This window comes from Acidaminococcus sp. (assembly GCF_050873445.1).
Lineage (GTDB): Bacteria > Bacillota > Negativicutes > Acidaminococcales > Acidaminococcaceae > Acidaminococcus.
In genome coordinates, this window is record NZ_JBNMIU010000005.1 from 1 (window position 1) to 23,357 (window position 23,357).

General features: G+C 56.5%; 22 protein-coding genes. 20 read left to right on the plus strand and 2 right to left on the minus strand.

Annotated features, from left to right (window positions below):
• Positions 1 to 162: 162 nt before the first annotated feature.
• The 5 genes from ACR0QW_RS01565 to ACR0QW_RS01585 all read left to right on the plus strand — a co-directional run bounded on the left by ACR0QW_RS01565 (position 163) and on the right by ACR0QW_RS01585 (position 4,526).
• The gene (locus tag ACR0QW_RS01565; RefSeq protein WP_432641971.1) at positions 163 to 1,188 is read left to right on the plus strand and encodes a methionine ABC transporter ATP-binding protein; all 1,026 of its coding nucleotides are present in this window, start codon (positions 163 to 165) and stop codon (positions 1,186 to 1,188) included.
• Complete coding sequence (locus ACR0QW_RS01570) at positions 1,185 to 1,847, plus strand: methionine ABC transporter permease (protein ID WP_432641972.1); 663 nt, start codon at positions 1,185 to 1,187, stop codon at positions 1,845 to 1,847. Before ACR0QW_RS01565 ends, ACR0QW_RS01570 begins: the two co-directional genes overlap by 4 nt.
• Positions 1,848 to 1,865: 18 nt before the next feature.
• Positions 1,866 to 2,717: a MetQ/NlpA family ABC transporter substrate-binding protein gene (locus ACR0QW_RS01575; RefSeq protein ID WP_432641973.1), complete on the plus strand. Its 852-nt coding sequence runs from the start codon at positions 1,866 to 1,868 to the stop codon at positions 2,715 to 2,717.
• Between the two features lie 72 nt (positions 2,718 to 2,789).
• Positions 2,790 to 3,965: a M20 metallopeptidase family protein gene (locus ACR0QW_RS01580; protein WP_432641974.1), complete on the plus strand. Its 1,176-nt coding sequence runs from the start codon at positions 2,790 to 2,792 to the stop codon at positions 3,963 to 3,965.
• Positions 3,966 to 4,070: 105 nt separating this feature from the next.
• Positions 4,071 to 4,526, plus strand: a complete 456-nt coding sequence (locus ACR0QW_RS01585) for a DUF441 domain-containing protein (RefSeq protein ID WP_432641975.1) — start codon at positions 4,071 to 4,073, stop codon at positions 4,524 to 4,526.
• A gap of 64 nt (positions 4,527 to 4,590) precedes the next feature.
• Here the strand turns inward: ACR0QW_RS01585 and ACR0QW_RS01590 are convergent, their stop codons facing one another.
• Both ACR0QW_RS01590 and ACR0QW_RS01595 read right to left on the minus strand, forming a co-directional pair.
• Positions 4,591 to 5,013: a flavodoxin gene (locus tag ACR0QW_RS01590; RefSeq protein ID WP_432641976.1), complete on the minus strand. Its 423-nt coding sequence runs from the start codon at positions 5,011 to 5,013 to the stop codon at positions 4,591 to 4,593.
• Between the two features lie 49 nt (positions 5,014 to 5,062).
• Positions 5,063 to 5,626 (minus strand): DUF3793 family protein, encoded by a 564-nt coding sequence (locus ACR0QW_RS01595; protein ID WP_432641977.1) that lies wholly within the window; start codon positions 5,624 to 5,626, stop codon positions 5,063 to 5,065.
• Positions 5,627 to 5,871: 245 nt separating this feature from the next.
• Here ACR0QW_RS01595 and ACR0QW_RS01600 point away from each other — a divergent pair, with 245 nt between their 5' ends.
• The 15 genes from ACR0QW_RS01600 (at position 5,872) to ACR0QW_RS01670 (ending at position 23,355) form a co-directional block, all read left to right on the plus strand.
• The gene (locus ACR0QW_RS01600) at positions 5,872 to 7,401 is read left to right on the plus strand and encodes an efflux transporter outer membrane subunit (RefSeq protein ID WP_432641978.1); all 1,530 of its coding nucleotides are present in this window, start codon (positions 5,872 to 5,874) and stop codon (positions 7,399 to 7,401) included.
• Position 7,402: 1 nt separating this feature from the next.
• Positions 7,403 to 8,443, plus strand: coding sequence for an HlyD family efflux transporter periplasmic adaptor subunit (locus ACR0QW_RS01605; protein WP_432641979.1), 1,041 nt, complete (start codon positions 7,403 to 7,405; stop codon positions 8,441 to 8,443).
• A complete protein-coding gene (locus ACR0QW_RS01610) occupies positions 8,436 to 10,181 on the plus strand; it encodes an ATP-binding cassette domain-containing protein (protein ID WP_432641980.1) in 1,746 nt (581 codons plus the stop codon). Before ACR0QW_RS01605 ends, ACR0QW_RS01610 begins: the two co-directional genes overlap by 8 nt.
• Complete coding sequence (locus ACR0QW_RS01615; protein ID WP_432641981.1) at positions 10,178 to 11,287, plus strand: ABC transporter permease; 1,110 nt, start codon at positions 10,178 to 10,180, stop codon at positions 11,285 to 11,287. Before ACR0QW_RS01610 ends, ACR0QW_RS01615 begins: the two co-directional genes overlap by 4 nt.
• On the plus strand, positions 11,288 to 12,403 hold the full coding sequence (locus ACR0QW_RS01620) for an ABC transporter permease (protein ID WP_432641982.1): 1,116 nt from the start codon (positions 11,288 to 11,290) through the stop codon (positions 12,401 to 12,403).
• Positions 12,404 to 12,482: 79 nt separating this feature from the next.
• Entirely contained in the window at positions 12,483 to 13,598 is a 1,116-nt protein-coding gene (locus ACR0QW_RS01625; protein WP_432641983.1) for a M20/M25/M40 family metallo-hydrolase, read from the plus strand.
• A 434-nt stretch (positions 13,599 to 14,032) separates the two neighbouring features.
• Positions 14,033 to 15,496, plus strand: a complete 1,464-nt coding sequence (gene trpE / locus ACR0QW_RS01630) for an anthranilate synthase component I (RefSeq protein WP_432641984.1) — start codon at positions 14,033 to 14,035, stop codon at positions 15,494 to 15,496.
• A gap of 1 nt (position 15,497) precedes the next feature.
• Positions 15,498 to 16,064, plus strand: coding sequence for an anthranilate synthase component II (locus ACR0QW_RS01635; protein WP_432641985.1), 567 nt, complete (start codon positions 15,498 to 15,500; stop codon positions 16,062 to 16,064).
• A 33-nt stretch (positions 16,065 to 16,097) separates the two neighbouring features.
• The gene (gene trpD, locus ACR0QW_RS01640; RefSeq protein WP_432641986.1) at positions 16,098 to 17,120 is read left to right on the plus strand and encodes an anthranilate phosphoribosyltransferase; all 1,023 of its coding nucleotides are present in this window, start codon (positions 16,098 to 16,100) and stop codon (positions 17,118 to 17,120) included.
• A gap of 14 nt (positions 17,121 to 17,134) precedes the next feature.
• Positions 17,135 to 17,920: an indole-3-glycerol phosphate synthase TrpC gene (gene trpC / locus ACR0QW_RS01645; RefSeq protein WP_432641987.1), complete on the plus strand. Its 786-nt coding sequence runs from the start codon at positions 17,135 to 17,137 to the stop codon at positions 17,918 to 17,920.
• Complete coding sequence (locus ACR0QW_RS01650) at positions 17,917 to 18,543, plus strand: phosphoribosylanthranilate isomerase (protein ID WP_432641988.1); 627 nt, start codon at positions 17,917 to 17,919, stop codon at positions 18,541 to 18,543. Before trpC ends, ACR0QW_RS01650 begins: the two co-directional genes overlap by 4 nt.
• Positions 18,540 to 19,724, plus strand: a complete 1,185-nt coding sequence (gene trpB / locus ACR0QW_RS01655) for a tryptophan synthase subunit beta (protein ID WP_432641989.1) — start codon at positions 18,540 to 18,542, stop codon at positions 19,722 to 19,724. The genes ACR0QW_RS01650 and trpB overlap by 4 nt, the downstream gene beginning before the upstream one ends.
• On the plus strand, positions 19,717 to 20,502 hold the full coding sequence (trpA, locus tag ACR0QW_RS01660; RefSeq protein WP_432641990.1) for a tryptophan synthase subunit alpha: 786 nt from the start codon (positions 19,717 to 19,719) through the stop codon (positions 20,500 to 20,502). Before trpB ends, trpA begins: the two co-directional genes overlap by 8 nt.
• Before the next feature lie 108 nt (positions 20,503 to 20,610).
• Positions 20,611 to 21,990 (plus strand): LCP family protein, encoded by a 1,380-nt coding sequence (locus ACR0QW_RS01665; RefSeq protein WP_432641991.1) that lies wholly within the window; start codon positions 20,611 to 20,613, stop codon positions 21,988 to 21,990.
• Positions 21,991 to 22,491: 501 nt separating this feature from the next.
• Positions 22,492 to 23,355, plus strand: a complete 864-nt coding sequence (locus tag ACR0QW_RS01670; protein WP_432641992.1) for a shikimate dehydrogenase family protein — start codon at positions 22,492 to 22,494, stop codon at positions 23,353 to 23,355.
• The last annotated feature ends 2 nt before the right edge of the window (positions 23,356 to 23,357 follow it).

Genomic DNA, 23,357 nt, shown 5'->3' on the forward strand with positions numbered 1-23,357 from the left:
CATATCTATGCTCCTTTCAGTTCTTCGTGGTGGTTGAGTTGAAATTCAGTTTAGGTATGTCTTATTTTATATAAAACATAGGGGTCTTGTGAACAGGAAGTCCACAAGACCCCAACATTTATTATAGAACCTTTTTTTTTATTCTTTTGAGAGGTGTTGACATTGATCAAATTCCAGGATATCAGCAAGACCTTCCAGGTGGGCGGAGGTGCCGTACAGGCGCTGCAGCACGTGAATCTGGAAGTGGAGAAAGGGGATATCTTCGGGGTCATCGGATTCAGCGGGGCCGGCAAAAGCACTCTGCTGCGCATGGTGAACGCCCTGGAGACACCCACAGAGGGCCATGTGGAAATCGAGGGGAAGATTATCGACCAGCTGCCTCACAGCGAACTCCGAAAGGTGCGGAAGAATATCGGTATGATCTTTCAGCAGTTCAACCTGCTGGAATCCAGCACGGTGTACGAGAATGTGGCTATTCCCCTGAAACTGAACCATACGGAAAAGGTTCAGATGGATCAGACGGTGAAGACGCTGCTTCGGTTCGTGGGTCTGGAGGACAAGGCAGATGCCTATCCTCTCCAGCTGTCCGGGGGCCAGAAACAGCGGGTGGGCATCGCCCGGGCTCTGGCTACCAATCCCAGCATCCTGCTGTGCGATGAAGCTACCAGTGCGCTGGATCCGGAAACGACAGAACAGATTCTGCAGCTGCTGCGCCGCATCAACCGGGAACTGAAGATCACGATCCTGTTCGTGACCCACCAGATCCAGGTCATCCAGCAGCTGTGCAACAAAGTAGCCGTCATGGAACATGGCAAGGTCGTGGAACAGGGCAGTGTGCTGGAAGTGTTCAGCAATCCCCAGCAGCCCATCACAAAGAAGTTCGTCAGCACGGTCATCCCGGATTCCATTCCGGAAAGCGTGCAGGAGGATCTGAAGAAGGAAAAACGGCCTTTCAAGCTGATCCGGCTGCGATTCCTGGGCCGGCAGGCTTCCGATGGTTCCATTTCCGTACTGAACGAAAAATTCGGGCTGAAGACCAACATCGTGTTCGCCACGGTGACAGAGCTGCAGTCCACAGCGCTGGGACTCTTCATCCTCCAGTGTATGGATGAGGGTGACAAGATTGCCAGAAGTGAAGAGTATCTGAATCAGCAGGGCATTCTGTGGAAGGAGGTGAGCCTGTCATGATCGAAAAACTGGGTGTACCGCCTGAACAACTGGTGCTGGCTGCGGAGCAGACTCTGTACATGGTGTTCATTTCTCTGGTAGTAGGATCCTTCCTGGCTATCCTGCTGGCCGTGATCCTGGTACTTACCAATGACAACGGCATCCTGAAAAACAAGCCGGTGTACGTGGTGCTGAACACCATCATCAACATCATCCGAAGCATCCCGTTCATTATCTTGATGGTGTTCATCATGCCGATGACCAAAGCCATTGTAGGTACCCGGATCGGGACGACAGCGGCCCTGATCCCGCTGATCGTTTTCATCACGCCGTATCTGACCCGGCTGTTCGAAAACTCCATCCTGGATGTGAACAAGGGTATCGTGGAAGCGGCCCAGGCCATGGGCGCCTCCTATTATGAAATCGTCCGCTACTTCCTGCTGCCGGAAGCGAAAGGATCCCTGATCCTGTCCATTACGACCGGTACCATCGGGCTGATTGGCGCCACGGCCATGGCCGGTGCCATCGGGGCCGGCGGCGTGGGCGACCTGGCCCTGACCTATGGCTACGAACGGATGAACACACCGCTGATGCTGTTTACAGTGGTGGTGCTGATCATCTTCGTACAAATTATCCAGACAGTGGGCAACCACTTTGCATACAAAACCAGAAACCATTGATTTGAGGGGGTAAAAAACATGAATACTGGAAAATGGAAGAAATTACTGATCGTCGGTCTGGCTGCTCTGATGACCACCGCCCTGGTGGCCGGCTGCGGCAGCGACAGCAAGAGTGCGGACAAAGGGGCTTCTACCAAGAAGGAACTGAAGTACAGCAAATCCCAGGGACCGTACTCCGACCTGTTCGAAAAGGGCGTGAAACCCATCCTGGAAAAGAAGGGCTACAAGTTCGTGGGCAAGGATATGTCCGACCTGCTGCAGGCTGATATCGCTCTGAATGAAGGGGAAGTGGACTTCAACGTAGAACAGCATACGGCCTACATGGAAAACTTCAATAAGAAGCAGGGCGGCCATCTGGCTGCTATCGGTGCCATCCCTACCGTACCGGCCGGGATTTATGCCGGCTCCAAGAGCGCTCTGAATCAGGTCGCCGACGGGGATAAGATCGCCGTTCCCAACGACGCTGCCAACACCGCCCGTGCCTATGCCCTGCTGCAGAAAGCCGGCTGGATCAAACTGGATCCCAAGAAGGATCTGTCCACGGTAACCCAGAAAGATATCGTGGAGAACCCGCATAACCTGCAGTTCGTGGAAATGAAATCCCTGAACATTCCGGCCGTGCGTAACGATTTCGCCTTCATCGTGATCACTGGTTCCATCGTGTACAACGCCAAGATCGACCCGGCTACGGCTCTGATGAAGGAAGACATCCTGCCCCATCTGCTGCTGCAGGTCGTGGTGGCCGACAAGAACAAGGACGCCCAGTGGGCTAAGGATCTGGCAGCTGCCTACAAATCTGCTGAATTCCAGGAATACATGAAGAAGAACAACAAGGGTCTGTGGTTCGACCCCAATGCTGCCAAGAAATAAGTGAAGAAACGAGTGGAAACCCCGGAAGCCCAGGCTGCTGGGGTTTTCCGTCTGTAAAGGAGACTGAGCACAATGGATCTGAAAGAACGCATTGCGGCTCTGCAGCCCGAACTGGTGCAGCTGCGCCGCCATTACCATGAACATCCGGAACGGTCCTGGGAGGAATTCGAAACCCAGAAGAGCATCGAAAAGTACCTGGATGGCCTGGGCATTCCCTATGTGGAATCCTGTAAATCCGGGGTGATCGCCACCCTTAAAGGACCCCATTCCAGCGATAAGATCATCGGCATCCGGGCGGACATCGATGCCCTGCCTATCAAGGAGCTGGGGAACGAGAACTACAAAAGCCAGAACGAAGGCACCATGCACGCCTGTGGCCACGACACCCACATTACCATTCTGCTGGGTACAGCCAAGGTGCTGGCGGCACTGAAGGAACAGCTGACTGTCACGGTGCGGCTGCTGTTCCAGCCGGCAGAGGAGGAAATTGCCAACAGCGGCGCTGCTTATATGAAGGAGGAACCTCTGGTAAAGGAATGTGACCGGCTGATCGCTCTGCACATCTGGAGCAAGATCCCGGCAGGCTGGGCTTCCCTGCGGTACGGCCCCGTCATGAGTGCCGCCGATACTTTTGATGTGGTGGTGGAAGGCAAGGGGGGCCATGGTGCCCTGCCCCATCAGACCATCGATCCTATCGTAGCCGGGGCGGAATTCGTCACAGCCCTGCAAAGTGTAGTGAGCCGGGAAGTGAACCCTCTGGAACCGGCAGTGCTCAGCGTGACCCAATTCCAGAGCGGTACTACCAGCAACGTGATTCCCGGGGAAGCGAAGCTGTCCGGTACGGCCCGGACCTTCAGTAAGGAATTGCGGGACGCTTACCCGGGCATCCTGGAACGGGTGGCCAAAGGTGTCAGCACCACCAGCCGGGCCCAGATCCGCACCGTGTACCATTTCGGTCCTCCGCCCATGATCAACGATAAGGAATGTGTGGATACGGGCCGGAAAGCCTGCGCCAGGGTCTTTGATCAGGATAAGGTGGTGGACTGGGAGCTGCAGATGGGCGGAGAGGATTTCGCCAAGTACTACAATCCTAAATGCCTCCTGCTGCTGGGCGGCGGATTCCCGGAAGAAGAACGCCGGTATCCCCAGCACAGCCCCTATTTCGACATCGACGAAAAGGCTCTGGGACTGGGAGTGGAATACTTCGTCCAGTATGTGCTGGAGTGGGAGAAGGAATTGGAGAAGTGAAGCCGGCCGGACATTGAATCATAATCCAAAATACGGTACAATGAATCATCAGGGCTTTTGCTCTGTCCATTGATTTCCATTTTGTGAACGAAAGGAAGCGGATCCATGCAACCGTATCTGATCCTTGGATTTATGATTGTGCTGGGCTATCTGGCCCATAATCTGACTGTATCCTATGCAGCCGGACTCCTGGTGATTTTGAAACTGGTTCTGCCCCAGGAAAAACTGCTGTACTTCAGCAGCCATGGGGTGAACTGGGGAATCATGCTTTTGATGGCGGCCTTGATGGTGCCCATTGCCACAGGCAAAATCGGTCTTTCCGAAACACTGGATGTGTTCAGGAACCCTATCGGCATCGCTTCCCTGGTGATTGGGGCTCTGGTGGCACTTCTGGGTCGCTGGGGCGTGGACCTGATGGGGGCGGATCCGGAAGTGGTGGCGGCCATGCTCATCGGGACCATCATCGGGGTGGTCCTGTTCAAGGGTGTGCCCGTAGGCCCCATGATTGCCAGCGGCCTGCTGTACTGCCTGATGAAAGTGCTGCATCTGTTTTTCCATTAAAAAAGAGGGTGTAAAGAAATGAGGATTCATTTCTTCACACCTTCTTTTTGTTTATGGGGCTGTTTTATGCAATCGCTTCGCCCAGGGCTTTGCATTGGGCAAGGGCATCATCATCCGGAGCATTGTTGGCGATGACCGGATCTGCGGCCAGCACGACGCCTTCTGCTTCGGCATCGGCTTTCCAGCTGTCCATCCATTCGCCGGTGCCCCAGCCGTAGGAACCGAACAGGACGATTTTTTTACCCTTCAGGCTGCCTTTTACGTCATCCCACATGGGCTGGAATTCGCCTTCTTCCAGCACTTCGGACCCCATAGCCGGGCAGCCGAAGGCAACGGCGTCGAAGCCAGCCACTTTGTCGGCAGAAAAGTCGGAAGCGGTGAATTCCGTTACCTCCGCACCCTTGCCTTTGGCACCGTCTTCCACGGCCTTGGCCATAGCTTCCGTATTGCCCGTACCACTCCAGAATACCACTGCGATTTTGCTCATTGTTGTTTCCATCCTTTCTGCCGCCAGGCGGCACTCCAATGTATATATTTTAAGCCACAGCCAGTTTGCTCAGGGGAGTACCAGTGCAGTAGCAGCGCCAGTAGATCCGTGTGCATTTCTGGCATTTGGCAAAATAACATTCGGCCTGCTCCCGATTCCGGTAGGCCTTCCAGCACCCGGAACAAATACCTTTGCTCCGGGGGGCGGCCATATAGGCTTTCACATCTTCCAGCGGGTAATCCAGCAGGATGCCGATTTCGTGGGGAAACGGATCACGGTTGGCCAGGTGAAGGGATATCTCATGGAGAATTTCCCGGGCCGTGGTTCCCCGGTAGCCCCGGCGTTTCAGGAAGGAACTGCTTTCAGGGTCCGCCAGGAGATGGGACAGCCGGTGGGGGCGGTATACATACAGGAGAGCACACCGATGGAGACAATCGAAGCTCAGGATTTCCACCTGGATGCCCTTGGGTTCCAGGGATTGCCGGATGGTTTCCACCTGGGCGAATGGATCCTCACTGCAGCCGAACCGGAAGCGGAACAGATTGGCCGCTTTCAATCCAGCCAGGGTGGGTGCACATTGCCGGACCAGCTCGGTCTCAAGAGTGATTGTCATGGGATATGCCTCCTTTTAAGTTAGTAAATACTAACTTAATCTGAAATAAAAATGGCGTCAGGACAAATCCATTCGGCCAATATGGTTAGCAAAAACTAACCACAAACGAAGTATAGCAAATTTCGGCAGGAGATGCAAGAGGTTTTTGGGAGCCGCTTGTCATCCCAAAAATTTTGGGATATAATGAAATTATAATTAATCGAACGAATAATTAAACCCCGCTGGTACAGATTGGAGCGATGATCATGAAATGGTGGAAACCTGTTTTTTGGGGGCTTTCCCTGACTCTGATGCCCGGCCTCATGCAGTCCGCCCTGGCCGGGGAAAAATCTCCCCAGCCCCAGGCAGTGAGGCAGCCGGCCTGGACGGATATGGCCCGGAAACATCCGGCGGCCTATGACCGGTCCACTCCGGAAGCTTCCATGGATGAGGGAACCCTGGCGGCCTGGTGGAAGACTTTCCAGGATCCACAGCTGGATGCCCTGATCGATCTTTCTCTGAAGAACAACCGGGATCTGAAGGCTGCCCAGGCACGGGTGGAGGAAGCCCGTGCCCAGCTGGGCATCAGCAAGGGAGAAGCTCTGCCCTGGCTGAATGTGGGCGGCAGCTATGCCCGGTACGAAGTACCCCAGGGAATCATGGACAAAGCCGGCGATATGAGTCGGGTGCCCGGGGTGCTGGAACTGCCCGACCGGAATTCTTCTGTGGCCGGACTGGGCATCGACGCTTCCTGGGAACCAGATTTTTTCGGCCGACTGAAGGCCAAAAAGCAGTCAGCAGCCCATAACCTGGCAGCCCAGCATGCGGCCCTGTACAGTACCTGGGTGACAGTGAGTGCGGAAACAGCTCTTAACTATGTTTCTCTGCGCACTCTCCAAAGCGACCTGGCCCTGCTCCAGCGCCATGCGGCCCTGGAAGGGGAAAAGACAGAGCTGCTGCAGGATAATTTCCAGGCGGGGCTCATCAACGCCTATCCCCTGGAAGCCATGAAGACCCAGGAAGAGAGCACCCGGGCGGAAATCCCCAGGGTGCAGCAGGGTATCCAGGAAACCCTGACCCGGCTGTCCATCCTGACAGGGATGGAACCGGGCCAGCTGAACGATCTTCTGACCACTTCCGGACTGCCTCAGGTAGATCCGGTTCTGTATCACGCCATCCCTGCCAGCCAGCTGCGTCAGCGTCCGGACATTATGGCGGCGGAGCAGCAGCTGGAAGCCCAGATTGCCCGGACGAAGGAAGCACGGGCAGCACTGAAGCCCCGGTTCAATCTGGCCGGGTTCCTGGGCCTGCTGACTCTGGGCGGAGGCAATCTGTTCGGCGCAGGGGCCCATGCCTTTGCCCTGGCACCTTCAGTGGCCTTTCCTCTGTTCCACGGCGGCACCCTGAAGCAGAACGTGAAACTGCAGGATTCCCTGGCCAGGGAATTACAGGCCCGGTATGAGAATACCGTGCTGAAAGCGGCTGGTGAAGTGCAGGACACCATGGTCAGCATCGTCCAGGAAAAGGATCGCAAAGAGAACCTGATCCGGGGACGGGAAAATGCCCAGGAGGCGTATGATCTGGCGGCAAACCGGTATCAGGCCGGGCTCAGCGATTACCTGCCGGTGCTGGACAGCGAGCGGACTCTGCTGAACATGAAACGGCAGGAGAACTACAGCCGGGGCCAGGAACTGGCAGATCTGATCCATCTGTACAAGGCTCTGGGAGGGGGCTGGCAGCCTCTCAGCGATCAGGAACAGGCGGAACTGCATCAAAGCAAAGAAGGGAAGAGATGATATGGGAACTTTTTGGAAGAACTTCCTGGAGGATAAGAAGAAACTGGCGGCCCTGATCGGGGGTATCGTGCTGCTCTGCGGCCTGGGCGGCTACGGGTACCAGAAGTACCAGGCCCGGAAGGCAGCCCGGCAGCTGACCCTGTACGGCAATGTGGATGTGCGGGAAGTGGCTGTGGCTTTCCGCCAGAGCGACCGTATTGCAGAAGAGCTGGTGGAGGAAGGGGATAAGGTGACCAAGGGCCAGGTGCTGGCACGGCTGGATACCGATGAACTAAAGATTAAGAAGAGCAAGCTCCAGGCCCAGATTGCGGCCCAGCAGAGCGTGGTGGACAAGCTCCACAACGGCACCCGGACGGAAGATCTGGAAGCGGCCCGGGCCAAAGCCGATGAGGCGGCTGCCCAGGCAGATCAGGCCCGGCAGGATCTGGACCGGGTGGAGAATGCCTACAGCAGTTCCAACGGCCGGTCCGTGAGCAGGCAGGACCGGGATGCGGCCCGGACCAGGGTGGATGTGACGGCAGCCAAGGCGGAAGCTGCCCAGCAGGAATATGAAAAAGCCCAGGCCGGTCCCCGGGAAGAGGACGTGGCCGGCGGCGAAGCCCAGCTGAAAGCCCTGCAGGAAGATGCCAGGCACGTGGATTACCTGCTGGGCCAGTCGGAGCTGAAAGCACCGGCCGACGGGGTCATCCGGTCCCGGCTGCTGGAAGCGGGCGATATGGCCTCTCCCCAGAAGCCTGTGTTCAAGTTGTCTTTGAACGATAAGAAATGGGTGCGGGCGTATGTGAGCGAAAAAGATCTGGGGCGGATCTACGAAGGGATGAAGGCCCGGATCTATACCGACAGCCATCCCGGGAATCCGATCACCGGTCAGATTGGCTACATTTCCTCTACGGCGGAATTCACGCCCAAGACGGTACAGACCACGGAACTGCGTACTTCCCTGCTGTATGAAGTCCGTGTCTATGTGACCGATCCGGACAACGTGCTGCGCATGGGCATGCCTGCCACCGTAAAGATCGATACGGAGCAGAGTCATGACTGAATGGGTGGTCCAGGCCCAGGGTCTGGACAAGCTGTTCAACGATAAGCAGGGAATTGCCCATGCCCTGAAAGGCATTGACTTCCGGGCCAAAAAGGGCAGGATGACGGCGCTGATCGGGCCGGACGGGGCGGGAAAGACTACCACCATGCGGCTGATCTGCGGACTCATGGACCCCACCGGGGGCAGTCTGCAGGTGCTGGGGCTGGATTCGGTGAAGGATGCATCGGAGATCCAGAGCCGGATCAGCTACATGCCTCAAAAATTCGGCCTGTACGAAGATCTGACCATTCAGGAGAACATGGACTTGTACGCTGATCTCCACGGGGTGCCTGCGGATGTGCGGAAGATCCGGTTTGCAAAATTGCTGGATATGACCGGGCTGGCTCCCTTTACAGACCGGCTGGCCGGGAAGCTGTCGGGCGGCATGAAGCAGAAGCTGGGCCTGGCCTGTACTCTGGTACGGTCCCCGGATCTGCTGCTGCTGGATGAACCCACAGTGGGGGTGGATCCCCTTTCCCGGAAGGACCTGTGGATCATCATCAACCAGATGGTGCAGGAAGAGAACTTGAGCGTGATCGTGTGTACGGCTTACATGAACGAAGCGGCCATGTGTGATGAGGTATATGTGCTGCACCAGGGAAAAATCCTGTTCTATGGCACGCCGGACGGCCTGAGCCAGATTGCGGCGGACAGGTGCTTTGAGGTCGATCCGCCTGCCGGACTGCCCTACCGGGTGCTCCAGGGGGCGCTGCTGGATGACCAGGAAGCCATCATCGATGCAGTACCTCAGAGCGGGACGGTACGGTTCATTGCTGCCCATCCCGGACATCCCCTGCCGGCTCTGCAGCGCTGGGATCTGCAGCCCAAAGCGGTTCCGCCCAGGGTGGAGGACGGTTTCATGATCCTGCTGCACCGGGCGGCGGACTCCAGCGAAAGAAAGCTGCCTCTGGCGCCGCTTACCCAGGCACCCGAAGATCCCTTGCAGAACCCGGTGAGCATCATTGTCCAGGACCTGGTGAAGAAGTTCGGGGATTTCACGGCCGTGAGCCATACATCCTTCCAGGTGCACAGGGGCGAGGTGTTCGGTCTTCTGGGGCCCAACGGCGCCGGCAAGACCACTACCTTTCGGATGCTGTGCGGCCTGCTGCCTGCTACCAGCGGCGTTTTGAGCGTGGCCGGGGAGAATCTGCGCACCGCCCGGACCCAGGCACGGGCCAAAATCGGCTATGTATCCCAGAAATTCTCCTTGTACAGCAAACTCAGCGTGCTGGAGAACTTGCAGTTCTACGGGGGTATCTATGGCCTGCCGCCGAAGAAATTGAAACAGCGCATCTGCGATGTGATGGAGGAATTCCAGCTGCTGGGCACGGAGAAACACAACGCCGGGGACCTGCCCGGGGGCTACAAGCAGCGTCTTTCCATGGCCTGCGCTCTGCTCCAGGAACCGGAGATCCTGTTTCTGGACGAACCCACCAGCGGTATCGATCCGCTGGCCCGGCGGCTGTTCTGGCGGCAGATTACGGATCTGGCCGTGAAGGGCGTGACCATCATCATCACCACCCATTTCATGGAAGAGGCGGAATACTGCGACCGGATCATGATCCAGGACCGGGGCAGGTGCCTGGTGCTGGGGAGTCCTGCCCAGATCCGGCAGGAATTGGGTATGCCCGATGCCGATATGGATGACGTGTTCATCGAAATCGTCCATCGGGGGCGGAATAAGGAGGCTGCATCATGAAAGACAGTCTGCGGCGGATCCGGGCCCTGACAGTGAAGGAATTCCGGGAAGTCCTGCGGGACAATTCCAGTCTGGCCATGGGGATTCTGCTGCCCATCATCCTGATCCTGGTCATCGGCTACGGGATTACCCTGGACGTGAAGCATGTACCCATGGGTGTGGTGCTGGAAGATACTTCTCCCGAAGCCCAGCGGGTGGTAGAGTTCGTGGATGGATCGGAATATTTTCAGCCCACGTATCTGACGAATATGTCCCAGGCAACAAAGGCTCTGGAACAGCGGAAAATCGATGCCATCCTGCGCGTGCCCCCTGATTTCAGCCGACAGCTCCACCAGGGAAACGGCCGTCTGCAGCTTCTGCTCTACGGCACGGACACCACTACGGCCATGAGCATCCAGAGCTACGTGGAAACGGCGGCAGCCCAGTGGTCGGCCAAACGACTGGCGGACCAGGGTGTGGGTACCATCGATCTGGAAACCAGGCTGTGGTTCAACGACGCTCACGAGAGTACCTGGTACTTCATCCCCGGCCTGATCCTCATGGTGGTGACCCTGGTGGGGGTGCTGCTGACCGCCGGGGTCATGGCCCGGGAATACGAACGGGGTACCTTTGAATCCCTGTTCGTGACCCCGGTGAAGAAGGGCGAAGTAATCGTGGCCAAGGTGATCCCCTATTTCTGCATTGCTTTATTGGGAGTGTTTATCTGTCTGGTATTGTCCCGGTTTTTGTTCCAGGTACCCTTGGTGGGATCCCTGGCACTGCTGCTGTTTTTGTCCATCATCTATCTGCTCACCGCTCTGGGCATCGGCCTGGTGATTTCCGTGATGACCAAGGCCCAGTTCATGGCTACCCAGGTGGCCCTCCTGGTGAGCTTCCTGCCCAGTATCATGCTGTCCGGCTTTCTGTTCGACCTGCGGAGTACGCCTTCCTGGGTACAGTGGATTGCAGGAGTTTTGCCTTTCAAACATTATCTGGTGTCCCTGAAGACCCTCTTTCTGGCCGGGAACCTGTGGCCGGTGATCCTGCCTCAGGCCGGGGCCATGGCGGTATTCATGGCACTGTTTCTGGGCCTGGCATTGAGAATCATCCGAAAGAAGGTGGAGTAAGTGACCGGTTGGAATCTTTTCTGTCAGCAGGTACGCTGCATCTGCCGCAAGGAATTGTTAGCCATCTGGAAGGATAAGGCTTTCCGACAGATCCTGGTGATCCCGGTGCTGGTACTGGGTGTAGTGTTCGGCTATACAGCCACCTTCAACGTAGAGAATGTGACGTACGCCGTGCTGGACCAGAGCCATTCGGAGGCATCCACGTCTCTACTGGCTACACTGGACGGCACCCGTTTTTTCCGCCGGGTGGCGGATCTGCAAAACAGCAACCAGATTCAGGAACCCATCGACCGGGAGGAAGCCATGGTGGTACTGTCCATCCCGCCGGATTTCGCCACGAAGCTGCAGCAGGGGGAACGGGTGCCTCTGCAGATCATCACTGACGGACGGAACACCATGACGGCCAGCCTGGCCAGTGCCTATACCGGACGGGTGGTGCAGCAGTGGCAGGCGGCCCGTACGGGAAAGCATCCGCCTCTTTCTGTGGAGACTCGCACTTGGTTCAATCCCAACCAGCTGACCCTGTGGTACTTTGCTCCGGGCATCTTGGGCATGATGGTATTTTCCCAGGTAATCATACTGGCGGGCATGAGCGTGGCCCGGGAACGGGAGGAGGGCACCTTTGAGCAGCTGCTGGTGACCCCGGCGCCGCCCCTGGTCCTCCTGATCGGCAAGGCATTCCCGCCTGTTCTGGTGGGCTTGATCCAGGGGACCATTCTTCTGCTGCTGGATCTGTTCTGGTTCCAGGTGCCCTTTGAAGGCTCCCTGCTGACCCTGTATCTGGTACTGTTCATTTATCTGCTCAGCTCCACGGGCATCGGGCTCAGCATTTCGTCCCTGTGCAGCTCCATGCAGCAGGTACAGGTGTACGCCTATGTGTACCTGATCCCCAACTGCCTGCTGTCCGGGGTGGCTACTCCCGTGCGGAATATGCCCCAGTTCCTGCAGATCCTCACCTATGCCGACCCTCTGCGGTTCGCCCTGGATGCCATCCGGCGGATCTATTTCGAAGGGGCAGGCTTGACGGCGATTGCCTGGGACCTGGTGCCCATGGGCATTGTTGCAGTGCTTACGTTGTGGATGGCAGCGGTGCTGTTCCGGAAGAATCTGGCGTAAAATTTTCCCTTATCTGCAGGGGCAGTTACTCTTTTTTCAGCTCCATGGTATAATGGACCTAAAAAAGGAGGCATCCCCAATGAATGAAATCATGCGTCAGATTGTGAACGATTATATCGAAAAGCATATGCCGGATTATCTCCGGACCTTGTATGATGTGATTTCCATCGTTTCCCCCACCGGGTCGGAACAGAAAAAGGCGGCCTGGATCCTGGACCAGCTCCATGCCATGGGGGAAAAGGAAGCCTATCAGGATGAAGCGGGGAATGTGATCTGTCCCCATGCAATTGACGGAGTGGAGAAGTTTCCGTTATATACGGCCCATATGGATACGGTGTTTGCCGGTATCGATGCCATCACCCCGGAAATCGAGGGGAACATCCTGCGGGCACCTTCCTGCGGGGACAACAGCAGCGATGTAGCCGCTCTGCTGTTCCTTCTGCAGATGCTCCGGGATCTGAAACAGAAGACTCCGGCGGTGTTCGCTTTTAACGTAGGCGAAGAAGGACTGGGAAACCTGAAAGGCAGCAAGGCCCTGACGGACGCATTTGGCGACAGGCTCAGCTATTTCGTGGCTGTGGACGGCCACAACGACCGGTTCGTGAATCTGGCGGTGGGGTCCCATCGGTATGCGGTCCATGTAGTCACCGCCGGGGGACACAGCTATGCAGCTTTCGGCAATGCCAACGCCATCAATGAGGCGGCGGCAATCATCCGGGATTTTTATGCCCTGAAAGTACCCAAAGATCCCCGTACTACCTATAATGTGGGGACCATCCAGGGAGGCACCACCATCAATTCCATTGCGGCGGAGGTGGAATTTACCGTGGATATGCGGTCTGTGTCCGCTACAGAACTGGAGAAGTTGGATGCGGCATTCCATCAGATCCTGCAGGCCCATACCAGCGACAAGGTGAAGGTGGAGACTCTGCTTTTGGGCAAACGGCCCTGCAGCGACGGGGCAATGCACCATGAAATCTACGACCGGATTCGCCGGATCCGGAAACGGGAGGGGCAGGATACGGTGTTCAGCGCCAGCAGCACCGATGCCAACGTCCCCCTCAGCCGGGGCATCCCTGCTATGGCCTTTGGCATCAGCAAGGGTACAAAAATCCACACGGTCCGGGAAGAACTGGAACTGGACAGCCTGGAACCGGGCTTGAAGCAGCTGGCAGCATTTGTACTGGACCTGTAAAGTACGTTACAGAAAAACAGGGAATCAAGACTTTTTGAAAAAAGATTTGACAACCTGATCCCCCGGTGGTAGGATACAATCATCAATTCAATAAGAACCAGAAACCTTTGAGGTGGAGATAACGCCAGAAAATGTGCGTACAGAGAGTCCGGGAAGCTGAGAGCCGGATCGTGGCAGTCTGACAAATGGACCACTGAGGGCGCGATGAAATCTTCGGAAAGTATCCCGCGACGCAGCACCGACGTTACCGGTGAGGAATGTGTTGGCATTCTGCTGAGGTGTGGAGCGCAGGCTCCATTACAGGGTGGTACCGCAGGTTATGACACCTGTCCTTGTAGAAGGACAGGTGTTTTTTATTACCCAAAGTGTTTTCCGGTACCCGGGTGGAATGATCAGCCCGGGTACCGTTTCTTTTTTGTAAGGAGGAAAATCAAGTGAAACAGCAAAGTCTGGAAGATATCCAAAAAATTGCGGAAGGCTACGCCGCCGTACCGGTGGCCAGGGAAATCCTGGCGGATACTGCCACTCCCATCGGGCTGATGAGCCTGGTGCGCAGCGCCAGCGGCCGATACTTCCTCCTGGAAAGCCTGGAACAGAACGACCAGGCCGGTCGGTATTCTTTCATCGGTTTCGATCCTGTTGCCCGGCTGCGGGCCAAGGATCAGGATGCTCAGGTGGAGTTCGCCGGCAGCCAGATCCCGGTGGATCCCAAACAGCCACTGGAGGCCCTCCGGTCCATCCTGAAGGCCTACCGGGTTCCTAAGGTTCCGGGCCTGCCGCCCTTTACCGGCGGTTTCGTAGGATACTTTTCCTACGATTTCTTCCAGTACTGCGAACCCAGTCTCCACTTCGACCCGAAGAAAGCCACTGCTTTTCCGGATTTCGACCTGATGCTGTTCGACAAGGTGATCGTTTTCGACCGGGTGCTGCAGAAAATGTACCTGATCGTGAACATCAAGACCGATGATCTGGAAGGGAATTACGCTAAGGCACAGAAAAACCTGGATGCCATGGAAAAGCTGGTGCGCCAGCCGGTGGCACCGCCGCCCTTCACCCCTGCGAAGCTGGGTGAGATCACCAGTAACCAGCGCAAAGAAACCTACGCAGAGAATGTGGAGAAAATCAAAGAACACATCCGGCAGGGAGACATTTTCCAGGCCGTATATTCCCAGCGGTTCTCCGCCACCTATGACCAGGACCTGTTCAACATGTACCGGCTGCTGCGGACCACGAATCCTTCCCAGTATATGGTGCTGCTGAAGAATGATGACCTGGAAATCGCCGGGTCCAGTCCGGAAACACTGATCAAGGTCCAGGACCGGGAAATCACTTCCATGCCCATCGCCGGGACCCGCCGGAGAGGCCGCACGGAAGAGGAAGACCGGGCACTGGAAAAAGACCTGCAGACGGATCCCAAGGAACTGGCCGAACACGACATGCTGGTAGACCTGGCCCGGAACGATGTGGGCAAGGTAGCGGAGTTCGGTTCCGTAAAAGTCCATGATCACCTGCTCATCAAGAAATTTTCCCATGTGATGCACATGACTACCCGGGTGACCGGTACCCTGAAGAAAGGAAAAGACGCCGTCGATGCCCTGTGTGCCGCTTTTCCGGCCGGGACCCTTTCCGGAGCGCCCAAGGTGCGGGCCTGCCAGATCCTGGATGGACTGGAACCGGAGCGCCGGGGCCCCTACGGCGGCGGGATGGGCTATCTGGACTTCGCAGGGAACATGGACATCTGCATCGTGATCCGTACGGCGGTGAAACTGGGAGATACAGTTTCCTTCCAGACCGGAAGCGGCATCGTGGCCGACTCCCAGGTGGAGGACGAATTCATGGAAACCATCAACAAGGCAGCGGCCGTTCGGCAGGCTCTGGCTGCAACCACGGAGGCATAACATGGAACTGATCATCGACAATTACGACAGTTTTACTTACAACCTGTATCAGTATATCGGTACCCTGGATCCGGATGTGAAAGTCATCCGGAATGACGCCATCACCGTGGACGGCATACGGAAACTGGCACCGGATCACCTGATTTTGTCCCCGGGGCCCGGACGGCCCTGTGATGCAGGGGTATGTGAACCGGCGCTGCGGGAACTGCAGGGTGAATTCCCCATTCTGGGGGTGTGCCTGGGGCATCAGGCCATAGGTGAGGTGTTCGGCGGTACCGTTACTTACGCCAAACAGCTGATGCACGGCAAACAGTCCCTGTCCACCCTGGACCGGACCTGCCCTCTGTTCAAGGGGCTGCCGGAACAGATCCTGGTGGGGCGGTACCATTCCCTGGCCATCAATCCAGATACCCTGCCGGAAGTGCTGAAAGCCACGGCTGTCACTGCGGACGGCGAAATCATGGCGGTGCAGCACCGGGATTACCCCATCTACGGAGTCCAGTTCCATCCGGAATCCATCCTGACCCCGGATGGCATGACCATCATCAAGAATTTCCTGAGCCTGTAACAAAGGTGTTGTGAGATAGAGGAGGAACGACAAATGATTAAAGAAGCCATCATCAAAGTAGTGAATAAAGGCGATCTGACCTATGAAGAAGCCAAAGAAGTCATGCTGGAGATCATGGGCGGCAGGACCACACCCACCCAGAATGCAGCGTTCCTGGCGGCTTTGTCCACCAAGAGCACCAAGGCGGAGACCATCGATGAAATCTCCGGCTGTGCAGAGGCCATGCGTTCTCTGGCCACACCGGTGTCCCATCCGGGTATGGAAGTGATGGAAATCGTAGGAACCGGCGGAGACGGAGCCCATTCCTTCAATATCTCCACCACATCGGCCATGGTCCTGGCCGCTGGCGGCGTGAAAGTGGCCAAGCACGGCAACCGGGCAGCTTCTTCTCTGTGCGGCACGGCGGACTGCCTGGAAGCCCTGGGAGTGAACATCCAGCAGGATCCGGAACTGGCTCTGAAAATGCTGGAAGAAACAAACTTCTGCTTCCTGTTCGCCCAGAAGTACCATGCCGCCATGAAGTACGTGGGACCTATCCGGAAGGAACTGGGATTCCGCACCGTGTTCAATATCCTGGGTCCGCTGACGAACCCGGCCAAACCTGAACAGTTCCTGCTGGGGGTCTATGATGGGTACCTGGTGGAACCCCTGGCCAAGGTGCTGTGCTCCCTGGGAGTGAAGAGGGGGCTGGTGGCCTATGGGCAGGAAAAACTGGACGAAATCTCTCCCAATGGTCCCACCACCATCTGCGAACTGAAAAACGGGTACTACCGGACCAGCGAAATCAGAACGGAAGATTTCGGACTGACCCCGGGCACCAGGGAGGAACTGGTGGGCGGCACGCCGGAAGTGAATGCCCGGATTACCCGGGATATCCTCAGCGGCAAACTGCAGGGAACGAAACGGAATGCGGTGCTGCTGAACGCCGGGGCCGGCCTGTTCGTGAGCGGCAGGGCGGACTCCATTGCGGATGGTGTGAAGCTGGCAGCAGAACTCATCGACAGCGGCAAGGCTGCGGAGAGCCTGGAAAAGGTCATCCAGGTCAGCAACCAGTAAGAAAGGAACCCATCATGATCCTGGATATCCTGGCAGATGCTGCCCGGAAGCGGGTGGCGGAAGCAAAAAAACAGAAATCGCTGCCGGAACTGCGGAGAGAGGCGGAGACTCTGCCCAGAAACCGGGCGGGGATTTTCCGGAAGGGTCTCAGCCGGCCGGGCCTGAACTTCATCTGCGAAGTGAAGAAGGCTTCTCCTTCCAAAGGTCTGATTGCTCCGGAATTTCCCTATGCAGAGATCGCAAAACAGTATGAAGCAGCCGGAGCTGCCGCCATTTCAGTACTGACGGAACCCACGAAGTTCCTGGGCAGCGACCGGTACCTGGCGGAAATCCGGAAGGCAGTGCAGACGCCGCTATTGCGGAAGGACTTCACGGTAGATGAATATATGATCGACCAGGCAAAGATCCTGGGTGCCGATGCGGTGCTTTTGATTGCCGCCCTGCTCAGTGACAGTGAACTGCAGGAATACCGGCTGGCGGCAGAAAGCCTGGGGATGGATGCACTGGTGGAGGCACACGACCAGGAGGAAGTGGAACGGGCTCTCAGGAGCGGTGCCAGGGTGCTGGGTGTGAACAATCGGAATCTGAAGGACTTCACCGTGGATATCGGCAACAGCCTGCGGCTGCGGCCTCTGGTACCGGATTTCATCCCCTTCGTGGCGGAAAGCGGCATCAAGACCCGGGAACAGACTGCTGAACTGGAACAGGCCGGAGTGAACGGGGTGCTCATCGGAGAGACTTTGATGCGCAGTCCGGATCTGAAAGCCATGCTGGCACAGCTGCGGGGGGATGGCAAATGACGAAGATCAAGCTCTGTGGCCTGCGGCGTCCTGAGGATGTGGCTATGGTGAACCGGGAGATGCCCGATTTTGCCGGGTTCGTATTCGCAAAAGGACGGCGGCAGGTGACCCTGGAAGCGGCCCGTGCTCTGCGGAAGCAGCTGGATCCCAAAATCCGGGCAGTGGGGGTGTTCGTGAAGGCTCCTGTCGAAAAGGTGGCGGCCCTGGCAAATGAAGGTACCATCCAGTGTATCCAGCTCCATGGGGATGAAGATGGTGACTACATCCGGACACTGCGATGGCGGACGAAAGCCCCCATCATCAAAGTAATCCGGGTAAAAGACCGGGTAAGCCTGGCCGATCTGGACCGCTGGGATTGTGAGTATTTCTTGCTGGATACCTTTGCAGGCAGCCAGTTCGGCGGGGGAGGGAAAACCTTCGACCACAGTCTGCTGCGGCAGGTGAAGTTTCCCAAACCTTTTTTCCTGGCAGGAGGTCTGGATCCGGAGAACGTGGCGGAAGCCATCCGGGAATGTGCACCCTATGGGGTAGATATCAGCAGCGGCATCGAGACGGCTGGTTATAAAGATGAAGAAAAGATCCGCGCTTTTGTGCGTGCTGTAAGAAAAGAGGAAGAACCATGAGCAATGGAAGATTTGGCAGACACGGCGGCCAGTATGTATCGGAAACGTTGATGAACGCAGTCCTGCAGCTGGACGAAGCCTATAAGAAATTCAAGGACGACCCGGAATTTCTACAGGAACTGAAAACCCTGTACCATGATTATGCTAACCGGCCCAGCCTGTTGTACTACGCAGAGAAGATGACCAGGGATCTGGAGGGCGCCAAGATCTATCTGAAACGGGAAGATTTGAACCATACCGGTGCTCACAAGATCAACAACGCCCTGGGCCAGTGCCTGCTGGCGAAAAAGATGGGCAAGCACCGGGTCATCGCTGAAACCGGCGCCGGCCAGCACGGGGTGGCAACAGCTACGGTGGCAGCTCTCATGGGCATGGAATGTGAAGTATATATGGGCAAGGAGGATACCATCCGCCAGGCCCTGAACGTATACCGGATGGAACTGCTGGGGGCCAAAGTAGTGCCTGTGACCACCGGCACCGGTACCCTGAAGGATGCCGTCAGCGAAGCCATGAGAGATTGGGCTGCGAACGTGGAGGATACGTTCTATGTGCTGGGTTCCTGCATGGGACCGCATCCCTATCCTACCATCGTCCGTGACTTCCAGAAGGTCATCGGCGAAGAAGTGAAGGCTCAGATGCTGGAAAAGGAAGGCCGGCTGCCCGATGTGGTCATGGCCTGCGTAGGCGGCGGCAGCAATGCCATCGGCCTGTTCTACGATTTCATCAAGGATAAAGAGGTACAGCTGATCGGCGTGGAAGCCGCCGGCCGGGGGGTGAACACTGCCCAGACTGCTGCTACCATCGCCCGGGGCAAACCCGGCATCTTCCACGGCATGGAATCTTATTTCCTGCAGGATGACGACGGGCAGATCGCTCCTGTGTACTCCATCTCCGCCGGGCTGGATTATCCGGGCATCGGGCCGGAACATGCCAATTTGTACGATACGGGCCGTGCCCGGTACGTACCCATCACCGACGATGAATCCGTGGCCGCCTTTGAATACCTGTCCCGTACGGAAGGCATCATCCCGGCCATCGAAAGCGCTCACGCTGTTGCCTATGCAATGAAACTGGCGCCCACCATGCCCAGGGACAAGATCATCGTAGTGAACCTGTCCGGCCGGGGCGACAAGGATGTGGCGGCCATTGCCAGATATAAGGGGGTTGATCTCCATGACTAGAATCACGGATGCGTTCAAAAAACAGGGAAAGGTGTTCATTCCTTTCATTACGGCCGGAGACCCCGACCTGGAAACCACGGAAAAGCTGATCTGCGCCATGGAGGAAGCAGGCGCAGGTCTGATCGAAATCGGCATTCCTTTCTCCGATCCTACAGCCGAAGGGCCTGTGATCCTGGAAGCGGATACCCGGGCCCTGTCCGCCGGTACCCGGATCAAGGGCATCTTCGAGATGCTGTCCCGGGTGCGTCAGAAGACCCAAATCCCCATGGTGTTCCTGACCTATGTGAATCCCATCTTTACCTACGGCCGGGACAAGTTCTTCAAACAGTGCCAGGAAGTGAAGATGGATGGGGTGATTGTGCCAGATGTGCCCTATGAAGAAAAAGATACTCTTGCACCCTATGCGGAAAAATATGGGGTAGAGATCATTTCCATGATTGCACCCACTTCCCACCAGCGGATCCAGATGATCGCCCGGGAGGCCCAGGGGTATATCTATCTGGTCTCTTCTCTGGGAGTTACCGGGGTACGGAAAGAAATCACCACCAACCTGGCAGATATTGTGAAGAAAATCCGGGAAGTGTCCGACAAACCCGTTGCTGTAGGCTTCGGCATCTCCACACCGGAACAGGCCAGAGAGATGGCGGAAATCAGCGACGGGGCCATCGTAGGCAGTGCCATTGTGAAAATCTGCGCCCGGTATGGCAAGGATTGTGTGGAACCGGTGAAGGAATACGTGAAGGAGATGGCGGATGCGGTGAAGGAAGCAAAAGAGTAAGAGGCCAGGACCGAGACTGATTTTCATGCTTTTTTCCTCTTTTTACGGTATAATAAAATATATAGATATTTTCCACTTCAATCTGTAACTCTGTAAAAGGAGACGGCTATGGTACGGAAATACAAGGGATGGATTGCCGGAATGGTGGTGTTTCTGGCTGTGGTGGCGGGACTGGCATTCGCCCTGCGGCCCAGGCCTCAGACGGTGGCGGACGGCAGCGGCAAGCTCCACGGCAAACGGAATATCATGATCATGGGGGTGGATAAACGCAGCGGTGATGTGGGCCGTTCGGACACACTGATGGTGGCCATGGCGGACCCGGGCAAGGAGAAACTCTCTCTGCTTTCAGTGCCCCGGGATACCCTTGTGTCCATTCCCGGCCACGGCTGGGATAAGGTGAACCATGCCTATGCCTATGGGGGCCATACCCTGAGCCAGAAGACCCTGGAGAATTTCCTGGGGCTGCAGATCAACAACTATGTGCTGGTGGACTTCCAGGGCTTCGTGAAGCTGGTGGATGCCATCGGGGGTGTGGACATCGATGTGGAAAAGGATATGCAGTACACGGATCCCTATGACGGGGAAACAGGTCTGGTGATCAGCCTCCACGCTGGACGGCAGCATATGGACGGCACTACAGCCATCCAGTATGTGCGCTATCGGGATGAGGAAGGGGATATCGGCCGGGTGAAGCGGCAGCAGAAGTTCATGAAGGCAGTATTCCAGAAGCTGACTACTACCAGTTTGCTGACCCGGGCACCGGAAATCGCCCGCACCCTGTACCAGAGCATCGATACGGACCTTTCAGTGACGGATCTGGCCAGCCTGCTCGTGACCTTTGCCAAAAACGTGTCCGGGGATTCCCGACTGGAGACAGAAATGATCCAGGGCAGTCCGGCGTATCTGGATGACATCAGCTACTGGATTCCGGATATGGAGGCACTGGGCCGTCAGGTGGCCCGGATGCAGGGTGTACAAGTGGGCAGCGGGTATACCCTGGCAGCCCGGCGTGCCAAGGAGAAATATGACAAATTGCTGGGCATGAACAGCACTGCGGATACCAGCAAAGTCCGGGAAATCAGGATCCAGGACGAACAGCTGAAAAAGTCCGTGGAACAGTCCCGGAAACTGGATCTGAAGGGGAAGGGAATGCCGCCGGTCAGCCAGATGGGGAGCGGAGAAGAAAAATCATCCTCTCTGCCGCCGACTCCCAGACAGCGGCCTCTCCAGGCTACCATTGTGAACTGCAGCGGCAGTTCACAGGCCGGGGCTCAGGCAGCGGCGGATGCCCGGAATGCAGGCTTTATCGTGCTGAGCATCACCACCGGCAATCCCATGGACCAGACCCAGGTATTGATCAACGCCGGCAGCAGCCGGGCGGAAGAGCGGGTGAACAGCCTGCCCTTCAATTACGCCCTGCTCCGGGGTGCCGTGAATCCAGGCAGCGGCGATGCGGTAATCTATGTGGGGAAGGATTACAGTAAGTGAGTAGTGGCTAGTGAATGAAAAAATTTGCCTTTAGTAAATTTTATGGATGATGGCTTGCGGGCCGGGAAGGGTTCACCGGGCGACACGGCTTCGCCGGTCTTGGTGAACCCCTACGGCAATCCTGACCATTATACGATGTGTATCCGTAGGGGCTTACCAAGGGTCCCGAAGGGATCCCGCCCGGTAAGCCCATCCCTGGCCTCCCGGAGGAATCCTATCCCTACTTTATTTCTATAAAATAAATCGAGTAATAAAAAAATAAAGAAAAAACTGAATTATATCTTGCACATTGTATACAAGAGTGCTATAATGCAACTGTAAGTTGAAGTTGCCCCTCATTTGGCCCTTGTTTTTCAAGGGCTTTTTTTTTACCTTTACCCAGGAATTACCGTCATCTTCCCTGGTTGACAAACTCCCTTTACAGGCTTACAATAAAAACTATCTTTAGTGTATACAAAATGCGAGATTTGTCTCGCGGTGCAGGAAAGTAGGATGGTAGTTATGGCAATCGATATCCATACCCGGTTCATTACCCTGCTGGGTGATCCGCTGGCCCAGTCCTTTGCGGCCCGGATGCAGAACCGTGGATATGCAGCGGCCGGTTTGAACCTGGTGTACTTCTACACCGTCACCGGCCAGGAACATCTGGGCGACATTGTAAACGGCCTGCGGTACATGCCCTTTGCCGGGTTCGCCGTTACCAAGCCCAACAAAGTGAAAGTACTGGAATATCTGGATGAACTGGATCCCCTTTGTAAGAAGATGGGCTCCAGCAACACGGTGGTGAAACTGCCGGACGGCCGGCTGAAAGGGTACAATACCGACGGCGTGGGCTTTTACACGGCTCTGACGGAAGCAGGAATCGACGTGGCGAAAGAGACGTTCTTCTGCTTTGGCAGCGGCGGTGCCGGCCGGGCCATCTGTTCGGTGCTGGCTTACCATGGGGCGCCGAAGATCTATATCACGGATCTGTTCCCGGAAAGCGCCCGCAGCCTGGTGGATGACATCAACAGGAACTTCGCTCCGGTGGCAGAAATGGTTCCTTACCAGGATTTTTCCAAAGTGGGGGAAGCTACGGTGGTGGTGAACGCCAGCGGTGTGGGCATGGGGAAGACTGTGGGTGAGACGCCCCTGCCGCCGGAGTTCATCCGGGAAGGTCAGTTTTATTTCGATGCCTGTTACAATCCGGCCAGGACACAGTTCCTCCGGAATGCAGAACAGGCGGGCTGCCGGATACTGAACGGACTCACCATGAGCCTGTACCAGGGTACAGCCCAGGTAGAATTGTGGACGGGGCAGAAGGCCCCTGTAGAAGTTATGCGGCAGGAACTGCTCCAGATCCTGGCCGAAAAGGAAGCAAAGTAGCA

Bases quoted from the DNA above. Each gene is read 5' to 3' on its own strand.
- ACR0QW_RS01570 (WP_432641972.1), top strand. From the start codon at position 1,185: ATGATCGAAAAACTGGGTGTACCGCCTGAACAACTGGTGCTGGCTGCG.
- ACR0QW_RS01575 (WP_432641973.1), top strand. From the start codon at position 1,866: ATGAATACTGGAAAATGGAAGAAATTACTGATCGTCGGTCTGGCTGCT.
- ACR0QW_RS01580 (WP_432641974.1), top strand. From the start codon at position 2,790: ATGGATCTGAAAGAACGCATTGCGGCTCTGCAGCCCGAACTGGTGCAG.
- ACR0QW_RS01585 (WP_432641975.1), top strand. From the start codon at position 4,071: ATGCAACCGTATCTGATCCTTGGATTTATGATTGTGCTGGGCTATCTG.
- ACR0QW_RS01590 (WP_432641976.1), bottom strand. From the start codon at position 5,013: ATGAGCAAAATCGCAGTGGTATTCTGGAGTGGTACGGGCAATACGGAA.
- ACR0QW_RS01595 (WP_432641977.1), bottom strand. From the start codon at position 5,626: ATGACAATCACTCTTGAGACCGAGCTGGTCCGGCAATGTGCACCCACC.
- ACR0QW_RS01600 (WP_432641978.1), top strand. From the start codon at position 5,872: ATGAAATGGTGGAAACCTGTTTTTTGGGGGCTTTCCCTGACTCTGATG.
- ACR0QW_RS01605 (WP_432641979.1), top strand. From the start codon at position 7,403: ATGGGAACTTTTTGGAAGAACTTCCTGGAGGATAAGAAGAAACTGGCG.
- ACR0QW_RS01610 (WP_432641980.1), top strand. From the start codon at position 8,436: ATGACTGAATGGGTGGTCCAGGCCCAGGGTCTGGACAAGCTGTTCAAC.
- ACR0QW_RS01615 (WP_432641981.1), top strand. From the start codon at position 10,178: ATGAAAGACAGTCTGCGGCGGATCCGGGCCCTGACAGTGAAGGAATTC.
- ACR0QW_RS01625 (WP_432641983.1), top strand. From the start codon at position 12,483: ATGAATGAAATCATGCGTCAGATTGTGAACGATTATATCGAAAAGCAT.
- ACR0QW_RS01635 (WP_432641985.1), top strand. From the start codon at position 15,498: ATGGAACTGATCATCGACAATTACGACAGTTTTACTTACAACCTGTAT.
- trpD (WP_432641986.1), top strand. From the start codon at position 16,098: ATGATTAAAGAAGCCATCATCAAAGTAGTGAATAAAGGCGATCTGACC.
- trpC (WP_432641987.1), top strand. From the start codon at position 17,135: ATGATCCTGGATATCCTGGCAGATGCTGCCCGGAAGCGGGTGGCGGAA.
- ACR0QW_RS01650 (WP_432641988.1), top strand. From the start codon at position 17,917: ATGACGAAGATCAAGCTCTGTGGCCTGCGGCGTCCTGAGGATGTGGCT.
- trpB (WP_432641989.1), top strand. From the start codon at position 18,540: ATGAGCAATGGAAGATTTGGCAGACACGGCGGCCAGTATGTATCGGAA.
- trpA (WP_432641990.1), top strand. From the start codon at position 19,717: ATGACTAGAATCACGGATGCGTTCAAAAAACAGGGAAAGGTGTTCATT.
- ACR0QW_RS01665 (WP_432641991.1), top strand. From the start codon at position 20,611: ATGGTACGGAAATACAAGGGATGGATTGCCGGAATGGTGGTGTTTCTG.
- ACR0QW_RS01670 (WP_432641992.1), top strand. From the start codon at position 22,492: ATGGCAATCGATATCCATACCCGGTTCATTACCCTGCTGGGTGATCCG.